This window comes from Pseudomonas sp. SWRI111 (assembly GCF_014268555.1).
GTDB classification, from domain to species: Bacteria; Pseudomonadota; Gammaproteobacteria; order Pseudomonadales; family Pseudomonadaceae; genus Aquipseudomonas; species Aquipseudomonas hamedanensis.
In genome coordinates, this window is record NZ_JABWQQ010000013.1 from 48,721 (window position 1) to 60,503 (window position 11,783).

Sequence of the window (11,783 nt, forward strand, 5' to 3'; positions counted from 1 at the left end):
ATCAGTATGATCGCTGCGTGGGAACGTGCCTGATCTGCGTCAGATCAATTGACAAGCGTGGTCGGCTTTCCTAGGGTTCGCCCCATTGTTTTTGCCGGGTATGACCATGACTGCTGACGACCGTATCAAACTCGAACCAAGCTGGAAGGAGGCACTGCGTGCTGAGTTCGACCAGCCCTATATGGCAGAGTTGCGCAACTTCCTGCAGCAGGAGCGGGCGGCCGGCAAGGAAATCTATCCGCCGGGACCGATGATTTTCAATGCGCTGAATTCGACGCCACTGGATAAAGTGAAAGTGGTGATCCTCGGCCAGGATCCGTATCACGGCCCGGGCCAGGCCCATGGTCTGTGCTTTTCGGTGCAACCGGGCGTGCCGGCGCCGCCGTCGCTGGTCAACATCTATAAAGAGTTGAAGCGCGACCTGAACATCGACATTGCCAATCACGGCTATTTGCAGAGCTGGGCTGATCAGGGCGTGTTGATGCTCAACACCACCATGACCGTCGAGCGCGCCAATGCCAATGCGCACAAGGACAAGGGCTGGCAGCACTTCACCGACCGGATCATCGAAGTGGTCAGCGAAAAGCAGCCGCACCTGGTGTTCATGCTCTGGGGCGCCCATGCACAGAGCAAGCAGAAGCTGATCGACGCGACCAAACACCTGGTGCTGACCTCGGTGCATCCGTCGCCGTTGTCGGCGTATCGCGGATTTTTGGGCTGCGGACATTTCAGCCGCACCAACAAGTTTCTCGAGCAGAATGGCGAAACGCCGATCGAGTGGCGCCTTCCGCCGATTTAAAGGCATCGCGAGCAGGCTCACTCCTACAGGGAAATGCATTCCAATGTAGGAGTGAGCCTGCTCGCGATAGGGGCAACTCGGTCTTCAGACCTACTCTGGATTGCGGTTCCAATACTTGAACAGCGGCTCCGCCAGAAACAGCACAAACAACAGCCGCATCACCTGCATCGCCGTCACCAGTGGCACCGACAATTGCAGCGTTTCCGCTGTCAGGCTCATCTCGGCAATTCCGCCGGGCATCATGCCCAGCGTCAGCGAACGCAAATCCAGATGGGTCAGGGCACTCAAGCCCAATGCCGCCAGTGTGGCGATCAGCATGGTCAGCGCCGTACCGATCAGCGTCCTTCCCATAAAGGACGGCGCGCGCCGGAAGAACTGCCGGTTGAAGTGACAACCCAGGCCGCTGCCGATCAGCCATTGGCCGATCTGGCTACCGCCGTCGGGCAAGCCGATGTGCAGATCCCAGCCGATGCTCACCGCCGCACTTACCAGCAGCGGCCCGAACAGCCACGGGTTGGGTTGGCGCAGACGTTGCCAGAGCCAGGCGAGCAGGGCGCCCGCAGGAAACAGAAGCGCCAGCCAGCGCCAATCCACGCTGCCGGCATGGGACATCGGCGTGCCGTCGCCGAGCAGATACTTGAAGGCCGCCGGCACGCACAAAACCACCACCAGCACGCGCAAACTTTGTCCCGCCGCCACATGGCTAAGCAGAGCGCCATTGCGCGCGCCGAGGTTGACCATCTCCCCGGAACCACCGGGCATGCTCGAAAAAAACGCCGTGGCGCGGTCCTCGCCGGTGCGCCGCATCAGCCACACGCCGACCACTGCCGACAGGCTGGTGACCAACGCACCGAAGAAAATCAAACCGAAATGACTAAGCACCTGCTCCATCACTTGCGGGGTGAAATGCAGGCCAATGCCGATACCGACGATCCACTGGCCGCACTTGCGGCCGCCAGGGATTTCGGCAAGTTGCCAGGGCGTCAGGCAGCGCACGAGGATGATCGCCAGCAACGAGCCGACCATCCACGGTAGCGGCCAGCCGATCTGGCTGGCGATGTAGCCGCCCAGCAGACCGACCAGCGGGGTGCCCCACCAGGCTTTCAGGGAGAGGCGATCAGACATCCGCGATGACGCGACGCGCAGCCGAACGTTTGCGCCAGATACGAATTATCGGCATCAACAGCATGATCGCCGTCAGTATCCAGCAACCGAAGGTGATCGGACTCGACCAGAGAATCTCCAGAGCGCCATTGGAAATCGACAGGGCGCGACGCAGATTCTGTTCCATCAGGCCGCCAAGGATGAAGCCCAGCAGCAGCGGCGACAGCGGGAAGTCCAGCTTGCGCAGGATGTAACCGAAGATGCCGATACCAATCATCAGGAACAGGTCGAAGGTGGTGGCGTGAACCGCATAAACGCCGATCCCGGTGATGATCGCGATGACCGGCACCAGTGCCCAGTTCGGCACGGCGAGGATGCGGGTGAACACGCGGATCATTGGAATGTTGAGGATCACCAGCATGACGTTGGCGATGAACAACGAAGCGATCAGGCCCCAGACAATGTCCGGTTGCTGTTGAAACAGCAGTGGACCCGGGGTGATGTTGTACAGCGACAGCGCGCCAATCATCACCGCGGTGGTGCCCGAACCCGGAACGCCGAGGGTCAGCATCGGCACCAGTGCGCCGCACGCCGCGCCGCCGATAGCGGTTTCCGGCGCGGCGAGCCCGCGGGGGTCGCCTTCACCGAATTTACCGCTGGCGCCGGCGATGCGCTTCTCGGTCATGTAGGCCACGGCACTGGCGAGCGTTGCGCCGGCACCCGGCAGTACGCCCATGATGAAACCGAGCACGCCGCAACGGACGTTGACCACGAAGACCGACGCCGCTTCCTTGAAGTTGAACATCATGCGGCCGGTGGCTTTCACCGCTTCCTGGCCGTGGTGGGTTTTTTCCAGCAGCAGCAGAATTTCGCTGATCGAGAACAGGCCCAGCACCAGCACGACGAACTGGATGCCGTCGGTCAGGTGGATGTTGTCGCCAGTGAAACGGTACACACCGCTGTTGGCGTCGATGCCGACGGTAGAAAGGAACAGACCGATCAGCGCCGCGATAAAGGTTTTCAACGGTCGATCGCCGGCCATGCCGCCGAGACAGACAATCGCAAACACCATCAACACGAAGTATTCCGCAGGTCCGAAGGCGATCGCCCATTTCGCCAGCAGCGGCGCAAACAGCACCATGCCGCAAGTGGCGATAAACGCACCGATGAACGAACTCCACGCCGACAGGGACAGCGCGACACCGGCCAGGCCTTTGCGGGCCATCGGGTAGCCGTCCAGGGTAGTCATTACGGTGGATGCTTCACCCGGAATGTTCAGCAGGATCGAACTGATGCGTCCGCCGTATTCGCAGCCCAGGTATACCGCCGCGAGCAGGATCAGCGCCGACTCGGGTGGCAGACCGAGGGCAAACGCGATGGGAATCAGCAATGCCACGCCGTTGATCGGGCCGAGGCCCGGCAGCAGGCCGACGACGGTGCCGATCAGGGTGCCGCACAGTGCGGTGACCAGGTTGTACGGGCTCAGCGCAACGCCGAAGCCCTGACCCAAATAGCCAAGGGTATCCATATCAGTTCTCCAGGACGCTGAGCAGGCCGAGGGGCAGCGGAACATCCATCAAGCGATCGAACAGCAGATAGAGACCAATCGCCATCAGGCTGATGATCACTACACTCGGTAGCCAGCGGCCGCCGTACAGACGGGCCATCGGCACACCGGTAATGATGCTGGCGACGATGAAGCCAAGGGGTTCGAAGGTGCCGGCAAACACCAGCAACAACGCGACACAGACCGCGATCTTGGTCAGGGTTTCACGATCCAGTGGCGGCTCGTCGTCGCTGTGTTTGATCGATGCCGGGCGGAACACCATGTACAACAGGGCCGCGCCCATCAGGCCGAGCATCAACAGCGGGAAGGCGCGAGGGCCGACCGGTTCGTAGGAAAAAGCCGCCTGGTACGGCCACGCCATCAGAGCCAGGCCGGCACACACCAGCAACAGCACCGAGGCGAAAATACGTTGAATAAGCATGGGAGCTCCTGTGCCGCGTCCCCGGAGCCGGGAACGCAGCCGCTAGACAGAGACGATCACTGGATCAGGCCGAACTCTTTGGCCAGCACTTTGTAGTCCGCAACCTGCTTCTTCACGTAGGTGTCCAGTTCCGGCCCGGTCATGGCGAACGGGAACAGTTCACGCTGATCGCGCAGGGTGGCGAACTCGTCGGAGGCCAACAGTTTGTCGAACGCGTCTTTCCACCAGGCGTAGTCTTCGTCGCTGACTTTTGGCCCGAGGTAGAAGCCGCGCACCACCGGCCAGACGATGTCGTAGCCCTGTTCGCGAGCGGTCGGGATGTCCTTCATTTCCGGCTCGTCGAGACGCTTGTCGGCGAACACCGCCAGCAGACGCATGTCACCGCTCTGGATGTGCGGCATGGAGTCGGAGATGTCGGTACTGCCGACCTGGATATGGCCGCCGAGCAGGGCGGTGGCGATTTCACCGCCGCCTTCGAGCGCCACGTAACGCAGCTCGCGCGGATTGATCCCGGCGGCCTTGGCGATGAGTGCAGTCTGCATCCAGTCCTGGCTGCCGACGGTGCCGCCGGAACCGATGACTACCGAGCCTGGATCTTTCTTCAGGGCCTGAACGAGATCGTCGAGGGTCTTGTAAGGTGAATCGCTTTTAACGGCGATGGCGCCATAGCTGGTGCCGACGGCCGCGAGCCAGCGCACGTTGGTTTCATCGAAACGGCCGAACTTGCCCTGAGCCAGGTTCAACAGCGAACCGCTCGACCAGGCGACCAGCGTGCCGGCATCGGCCGGACGCTGCGCGACCACGGCGTTGTAGGCCACCGCGCCGACGCCGCCGGGCATGTAGGTCACGCGCATCGGTTTGGTCAGCAATTTCTGATTGACCAGTGCGCTCTGCACCAGTTTGCAGGTCAGGTCGAAACCGCCGCCCGGGGAGGCCGGCGCGATACATTCCGGGCGTTTCGGTTCGGCCATGAGTTGGCCGGCGAATAGCATCGCGCCAGCGGCGAGAGCAACTTTACGCAGTGATAAGTTCATCTGAGTCTCCTTGGGAGTTGTTGTTATGGACGTGCAGAATTACCAAAGGGCAACGCTTGGCTCAGCAACAGGCGCAGGTTTTCGCAGCGCGGGCGCATTGACGGGTATATCGGAAGGGAAATCGGCGTGGCCCGGCACGCAAATATCGGCCAGGGCGGAGTTGTAGCGGGGAGGGTGGGCCTGTGTGATAGCCCTGGGTTGCATGGACGGCATGCGGGTGTGCTCCGTTTATTGTTCTTATTGGTCGAAAACGCTTCGTGGCGTTCTTCGTGCGCTGTGTGGCAGCAGCGACGGCAGTCGAAACTGTCCGTAAACCGACTCTAACGGGCTAACCTTTCGCTAACCTTTCAGCCGACTTTCACGGTTTTCGGGCTTCACAGCGGCGGTTGCGGCTGTAAACTCCGCGGCAAAGCGTGGCGTTGGCCATCCCAGAACGAGGTAAAAATCCATGCGTGTCCTGCTCGTCGAAGACCATCTGCAACTGGCCGAAAGTGTCGCGCAGGCGCTCAAGAGCACCGGTCTGACCGTGGATGTGCTGCACGATGGCGTGGCCGCCGACCTGGCGCTCGGCAGTGAGGAATACGCCGTGGCGATCCTCGATGTCGGGCTGCCGCGCATGGACGGTTTCGAAGTGCTGGCGCGCCTGCGTGCGCGCGGCAAGAACCTGCCGGTGCTGATGCTGACCGCGCGCAGCGATGTGAAGGATCGGGTGCACGGCCTTAATCTCGGCGCTGACGATTACCTGGCCAAGCCGTTCGAACTGACGGAGCTGGAAGCGCGGGTCAAAGCCCTGTTGCGCCGCAGTGTCCTGGGCGGTGAGCGTCAGCAGCGCTGTGGCGTGCTGGCCTATGACCTCGACACCCGGCGCTTCACCCTTGGCGAAGAATTGCTGACGCTGACCTCGCGCGAACAGGCCGTGCTCGAAGCGTTGATCGCCCGGCCGGGGCGGGTGATGAGCAAGGAGCAACTGGCCGCCCAGGTCTTCGGTCTTGACGAAGAAGCCAGTCCGGACGCGATCGAAATCTACGTGCACCGGTTGCGCAAGAAGCTCGACGGCCATCCCGTGGCCATCGTGACCTTCCGCGGCCTCGGCTACTTGCTGGAAAGTCGCGATGCATAAGCCCAGCAGTCTGCGCTGGCGGTTGCTGTGGAACCTCGGGTGGTTACTGGTAGTGCTGATGCTCGCCAGTGGCTTGAGTGCGTACTGGAACGGTCGCGAAGCTGCCGATACCGCCTATGACCGCACGCTGCTGGCCTCAGCGCGCACCATTGCTGCCGGGTTGTCGCAACGCGACGGCAGCCTCAGCGCCGACGTGCCTTACGTGGCGCTGGACACCTTCGCCTATGACAGCGCCGGGCGCATTTATTACCAGGTCAACGACATCCATCAAAAGCTGATTTCCGGCTACGAAAACCTCCCCGGCCCGCCACCCGGCACGCCCCGCACCGACAGCTATCCGGCACTGGCACGCTTTTACAACGCCAAGTACAACGGCCAGAACGTGCGCGTGGTCAGCCTGCTCAAAGCCGTGACCGAACCGAACATGAACGGCATGGCGGAGATCCGCGTCGCCGAAACCGACGAGGCGCGGGTAAGCATGGCGCGCAGTCTGGCGGCCGATACTTTGCTGCGTCTGGGCATGCTGGCCGTGGGTGCGTTATTGCTGGTGTGGTTCGCAGTCAGTGCGGCGTTGCGCCCGCTGGAGCGCTTGCGTACTGCGGTGGAAGAGCGCCAGCCCGACGACTTGCGCCCACTGCCGTTGGTGGAAGTGCAGCATGAGTTAGGCCCCTTGGTTCGCGCGCTCAACCATTTCACCGAACGCCTGCGCGGTCAGTTCGAGCGGCAGGCGCAGTTCATTGCTGATGCCGCCCACGAATTACGCACGCCGTTGGCGGCATTGAAAGCGCGGCTGGAGCTGGGCCTGCGCTCCAATGAGCCCGAGATATGGCGCACAACCCTGGAATCTTCGGCGCAAAGCACCGATCGCCTGACGCATCTGGCCAATCAGTTGCTATCGCTGGCCCGTGTCGAAAACGGCGCCCGGGCAATTGCCGAGGGCGGCGCGCAGTTGCTTGATCTGAGTCAGTTGGCCCGGGAACTGGGCATGGCCATGGCACCGCTTGCGCACAAGCGTGGCGTGGCGCTGGCACTGGAGGCCGACGAACCCGTGTGGCTGCGCGGCGAGCCGACCCTGCTCAATGAGCTGCTGAGCAATCTTGTGGATAACGCGCTGGCGCACACGCCATCGGGCGGCAATGTGATATTGCGCGTGACGGCGCCGGCGGTGCTTGAGGTCGAAGATGACGGACCGGGGATCCCGCTGGAAGAGCGCGACCGGGTGTTCGAACGGTTTTACCGGCGTAATCAGCAAGTGGCGGGATCGGGCCTGGGGCTGGCGATTGTCGGCGAGATCTGCCGGGCGCATCTGGCACAAATCACGTTGCATGATGGCGAGCGGGCGGGGTTGAAGGTGCGGGTCAGCTTTATTGCCGGGTGAGCGCCGTGTCCTCTTCGCGAGCAGGCTCGCTCCCACATTTAAAATGCATCGTTCCTGTGGGAGCGAGCCTGCTCGCGAAAGTCGCGCTTGGGTTCCGGATCAGTAGAACATCGTCCGCGATTCTTCCAGGTCCGCGCACAATTGCTTGTTCTCCGGATCGATCCGCAACTTCCTGAATGCCGGGACACTCAACGGGTCAATCCGCGCAAACGGATGGTCGCTGTCCTTGTGGCAATACAGACTCGCGACCTGCACGACATCCACGTAATCAATGCTCGCCGAGTCGCGCTCGAAGTTCTGATAGAGCAACGGCAGTTGCACCAGACGTTCGGGAAACTCCCAGACCCGCAACAGCTTTTCACCCAGCAATGGATGAATCTGCTCGATCACATGGGTGAGGCTGACCGCATCCGAAAGCAGTTCGTTGTGGTCTTCGGCGTACGTCAGAATCGGCAGCACACCAATCTGATGCACCAGCCCGCCGAGCGCCGCTTGATCGGGCTTGAGCTGGGTGTGACGACGACACAGCGCATAGCTGACGCCGGCGATCTCCAGGCTGCTGCGCCAGACGTCGCGCATCTTCTGTTCTACCACTTCGGAGCGAGCGTTGAAAATCTGCTCCATCACGAGGCCGATCGCCAGGTTGCTGCTGTAATTGATGCCCAGTCGAGTGATGGCGGTGTGCAGGTCGGTGACTTCCTGCGCGGCGCGCAGCAACGGACTGTTGACCACTTTGATCAGGCGCGCAGACAGCGCCGTGTCACGACCGATCACTTTGCTCAGGTCGCTGACGCTGATTTCCGGATCCTCGGCCGCCTTGCGAATTTGCAGTGCCACTTCCGGCAGCGTGGGCAGAACCAGGTCATCGTTATCGATGGCCTCAACCAAATCCTGTTGGACCTTTTCCGCCAGTTCGCTCATTTAGACTCTCTAGGGTGTTGCAACAATGCTGCGATCAACGCTGGATTTCGCGGTCGCGATCCAGTTCGTAAGGCAGGTCGAGCACGCGCAACGCGGGGCCTTCGAGGGCGCCCAGATGCAAATCGCCGGCTTCGGCAGCTTCGGCCTGCAACACTGCCAGGAGTTCAATGTTTCCTGCGGCACTGGCCGCAAGGACCACTTCACCGATCGAGCTGTTATGGCTCGGCGCGAACAGAGGCGTGCCCGGCTCGGGCAGCTCGGCGCTGTCCAGGCTCAAGCGATACAGACGGCGCTTGAGTTTGCCCAGGTACTGCATGCGCGCGACGATTTCCTGGCCGGTGTAGCAGCCTTTCTTGAAACTCACACCGCCAACCGCTTGCAGGTTGAGCATTTGCGGAATGAACAGTTCGCGCGTGCTCGGCATGACCTGGCCGATACCGGCGCGGATCTGGCCCAGCAGCCATTGATTCAATTGCGCTTCAGGCAGCTCGGTCGACAGTGTCCCTTTGATCGCGTCAGCTCGATCGGCAGGCACCCAGAGTTCGGCGCGCTGCGGCGAGACGCGAATCGCGATCAGGCCGTCGTTGCGCACGACGCTGTCGGTTTCGGCGGGCAGTTCCAGACCGATACCGGTCAGGACTGCGTCGCCATGCTCCACGCCGAAGCGCACCCAGGCGGCGCTTTCATCGGTCAGTTTCGATTTGGAGAACACCGCGTACTTTTTCAGGTCAGCCAGTTGCGGTTCGAGCAATTCGCTGGCCATCGCCAGAACCAACCCGTCACCCTCGAGCAGAATGCGGAAGCTGGACTGCATCCGGCCTTTCTGCGTGCAGCGGGCGCCGAGGCTGGCGCGGGTGTCACTCAGGTAATTGATATTGCAGGTCAACTGGCCTTGCAGGAATTTTCCGGCGTCCGCACCGCGAACCGCGAGTACGCCTTCATGAGACAGGGTGCAGAAAAAAGCAGAATCGGCCATGGGTCATCGCAGGGTAAATAGACTGGGGCACATCATAAGGGCGCGTTGTTGAAATGGGTAGTTGATAAAGGATCAAGGGTGCCCGACCAAAGCCGACTGTGCGGCCCGCGTCTGGGCTGTATACTGCCCGGCAAATTTGAGGAGGGCTCCATGGTCGAACAAGTTGAACTCAATCGCCTCTTTTGGCACAGCCGTCGCGGGATGCTTGAACTTGACGTGTTGCTGGTGCCTTTCGTGCAGGAGGTCTACGCGACGTTGAACCAGGTGGATCGCGATCTGTATGTGCGTCTGCTGACCTGCGAGGATCAGGACATGTTCGGCTGGTTCATGGAGCGCAGCGAATCGGACGATCCCGAACTGCAACGCATGGTCCGGATGATTCTGGACCGTGTCCAGCCCAAGTAATACGTTCGAATGTCGCTGGCATGCCTCACGGCAGTTGCTGGCGGCGTATCTGCTGGCTCAGGCGTTCGCCGTGGGTTCTGTGTTTCTGCTGTCGATTCCGCTCTGGGCCAGTCTGCTCGCGGCGTTCGGCTGTGTGCTGCATGGCGTTTGGGTGCTGCCCAGGCAGATTCTGCTGAGTCATCCGAACGCTTTTTGCGGGTTGCGTCGTGACGCCGACGGCTGGCAATTGTGGAGCCAGGCCAATGGCTGGCAAGCGGTGCAACTGCGCCCGGACAGTCTGGCGCTGCCGCTGATCGTGGTGTTGCGCTTTCGTTTGCGTGGGGAGTGGCGGGTCAGATCGATCTGCGTGCCGCGGGACTCGCAGGCGGCGGATATTCACCGCCGCCTGCGAGTGCGGCTCAAGTTCAGCCGACGTAGGTGGGCGGCACCAGAATAGTGTCGAGGGCCTCGGGCAGCAGGTTCGGGTAGTCGAGAGTGTAATGCAGGCCGCGGCTTTCCTTGCGCTCCATGGCAGAGCGGATCATCAGTTCGGCGACCTGCGCCAGGTTGCGCAACTCGATCAGGTCACGGCTGACCTTGTAATTGCTGTAGAACTCGTCGATCTCGTCGAGCAGCAGGCGCACACGGTGCTGGGCCCGTTGCAGGCGCTTGTTGGTGCGTACGATACCGACGTAGTCCCACATGAAACGCCGTAATTCATCCCAGTTGTGCGCAATGATCACGTCTTCGTCGGAATCCGTCACTTGGCTGGCGTCCCAGGCAGGCAGGGCGTTAGGCGCCGCGACGTCGTCGAGTTGCGCGAGAATGTCCGCTGCCGCCGAACGGGCGTAGACGAAACATTCCAGCAGCGAATTGCTGGCCATGCGGTTGGCGCCGTGCAGGCCGGTGAAGCTGGTTTCGCCAATCGCATACAGCCCCGGCACGTCGGTGCGGCCGTGTTGATCGACCATCACGCCGCCGCAGGTGTAATGCGCGGCGGGCACCACCGGGATCGGTTGTTGGGTGATATCGATGCCGAAGCCCAGGCAGCGCTCATAAACAGTGGGGAAGTGGCTTTTGACGAACGATTCGGGCTTGTGACTGATGTCGAGGTAGACGCAGTCGACCCCCAGACGCTTCATTTCATGGTCAATGGCGCGGGCGACGATGTCCCGGGGTGCCAGTTCGGCGCGCGGATCAAAGCGCGACATGAAGCGCTCGCCATTGGGCAGCTTCAGATGTGCGCCTTCGCCGCGCAGGGCTTCGGTGATCAGAAAACTCTTGGCCTGTGGGTGATACAGGCAGGTCGGGTGAAACTGGTTGAATTCCAGATTCGCCACCCGGCAGCCCGAGCGCCAGGCCATGGCAATGCCGTCGCCGCAGGCACCGTCGGGGTTGCTGGTATAGAGGTAGACCTTGGCGGCACCGCCCGAGGCGAGAATCACGAAGCGTGCGCCGTAGGTGTCGACTTCGCCGGTGGCGCGGTTCAACACATAAGCGCCGAGGCAGCGATCGCCTTCCAGTCCCAGGCGGCGCGCGGTGATCAGGTCGACGGCGACACGCTGTTCCAGCAGTTCGATGTTCGAACGCTCTTTTGCCTGGGCCAGCAGGGTCTTGAAGATGGCGGCGCCCGTGGCGTCGGCGGCGTGGATGATGCGTCGATGGCTGTGGCCGCCTTCGCGGGTCAGGTGAAACTCGAAACCGCCGTCTTCGGTGCCGGACTGTTCGTCTCGCGTGAACGGTACGCCTTGGTCGATCAGCCACTGAATCGCTTCACGGCTGTGCTCGACAGTGAAGCGCACCGCGTCTTCATGGCACAGCCCACCACCAGCATTCAGGGTGTCATCGACGTGGGATTCGACAGTGTCGGTATCGTCAAGCACGGCGGCGACACCGCCCTGCGCCCAGAACGTCGAACCGTTGGCCAGATCACCTTTACTCAGCACGGCAATGCGCAGGTGACCGGGCAGGGTCAGCGCGAGACTTAAACCGGCAGCACCGCTGCCAATGACCAGAACATCGTGTTGGAACTGTTGGCTCATTTCAGGATTCCGCTCAAAGCGACCCGGGTCGGGGTTG

Annotated in this window: 12 protein-coding genes; 5 read left to right on the forward strand and 7 right to left on the reverse strand. The window is 61.7% G+C overall.

The features are described from left to right. Positions 1 to 106: 106 nt before the first annotated feature. Positions 107 to 799 carry a uracil-DNA glycosylase gene (gene ung, locus HU755_RS16215; protein WP_186548908.1) on the forward strand — a complete coding sequence of 231 codons (693 nt, stop codon included), beginning with the start codon at positions 107 to 109 and terminating at the stop codon, positions 797 to 799. Between the two features lie 90 nt (positions 800 to 889). Here ung and HU755_RS16220 read toward each other — a convergent pair whose 3' ends face one another. From HU755_RS16220 to HU755_RS16235, 4 genes are read right to left on the reverse strand one after another with little or no spacing between them, the layout of a single operon-like run. After that, entirely contained in the window at positions 890 to 1,924 is a 1,035-nt protein-coding gene (locus HU755_RS16220) for an AbrB family transcriptional regulator (RefSeq protein ID WP_186548906.1), read from the reverse strand. Beyond that, complete coding sequence (locus tag HU755_RS16225; RefSeq protein ID WP_186548904.1) at positions 1,917 to 3,431, reverse strand: tripartite tricarboxylate transporter permease; 1,515 nt, start codon at positions 3,429 to 3,431, stop codon at positions 1,917 to 1,919. The genes HU755_RS16220 and HU755_RS16225 overlap by 8 nt, the downstream gene beginning before the upstream one ends. Position 3,432: 1 nt before the next feature. Then, positions 3,433 to 3,891, reverse strand: coding sequence for a tripartite tricarboxylate transporter TctB family protein (locus HU755_RS16230; RefSeq protein WP_186634435.1), 459 nt, complete (start codon positions 3,889 to 3,891; stop codon positions 3,433 to 3,435). 56 nt (positions 3,892 to 3,947) lie between these two features. Next, entirely contained in the window at positions 3,948 to 4,925 is a 978-nt protein-coding gene (locus tag HU755_RS16235; RefSeq protein WP_186548899.1) for a tripartite tricarboxylate transporter substrate binding protein, read from the reverse strand. A 448-nt stretch (positions 4,926 to 5,373) separates the two neighbouring features. Between HU755_RS16235 and HU755_RS16240 the strand changes: the two genes are divergently transcribed. Continuing rightward, positions 5,374 to 6,045: a response regulator gene (locus tag HU755_RS16240; protein ID WP_186548897.1), complete on the forward strand. Its 672-nt coding sequence runs from the start codon at positions 5,374 to 5,376 to the stop codon at positions 6,043 to 6,045. After that, entirely contained in the window at positions 6,038 to 7,423 is a 1,386-nt protein-coding gene (locus HU755_RS16245; protein ID WP_186548895.1) for a sensor histidine kinase, read from the forward strand. Before HU755_RS16240 ends, HU755_RS16245 begins: the two co-directional genes overlap by 8 nt. 99 nt (positions 7,424 to 7,522) lie before the next feature. Here HU755_RS16245 and HU755_RS16250 read toward each other — a convergent pair whose 3' ends face one another. Continuing rightward, entirely contained in the window at positions 7,523 to 8,344 is an 822-nt protein-coding gene (locus HU755_RS16250) for an HDOD domain-containing protein (RefSeq protein WP_186621925.1), read from the reverse strand. 34 nt (positions 8,345 to 8,378) lie between these two features. Next, a complete protein-coding gene (locus HU755_RS16255) occupies positions 8,379 to 9,320 on the reverse strand; it encodes a folate-binding protein YgfZ (protein ID WP_186634438.1) in 942 nt (313 codons plus the stop codon). Positions 9,321 to 9,470: 150 nt separating this feature from the next. Here HU755_RS16255 and HU755_RS16260 point away from each other — a divergent pair, with 150 nt between their 5' ends. Further along, positions 9,471 to 9,725 (forward strand): succinate dehydrogenase assembly factor 2, encoded by a 255-nt coding sequence (locus HU755_RS16260; RefSeq protein WP_186548888.1) that lies wholly within the window; start codon positions 9,471 to 9,473, stop codon positions 9,723 to 9,725. Next, positions 9,709 to 10,161: a protein YgfX gene (locus HU755_RS16265; RefSeq protein ID WP_186634441.1), complete on the forward strand. Its 453-nt coding sequence runs from the start codon at positions 9,709 to 9,711 to the stop codon at positions 10,159 to 10,161. Before HU755_RS16260 ends, HU755_RS16265 begins: the two co-directional genes overlap by 17 nt. On the opposite strand, the gene nadB is transcribed toward HU755_RS16265, so the two are convergent. Next, positions 10,130 to 11,746 (reverse strand): L-aspartate oxidase, encoded by a 1,617-nt coding sequence (gene nadB, locus HU755_RS16270; RefSeq protein ID WP_186634444.1) that lies wholly within the window; start codon positions 11,744 to 11,746, stop codon positions 10,130 to 10,132. The two genes, HU755_RS16265 and nadB, sit on opposite strands and share 32 nt — an antisense overlap. Positions 11,747 to 11,783 lie beyond the last annotated feature (37 nt).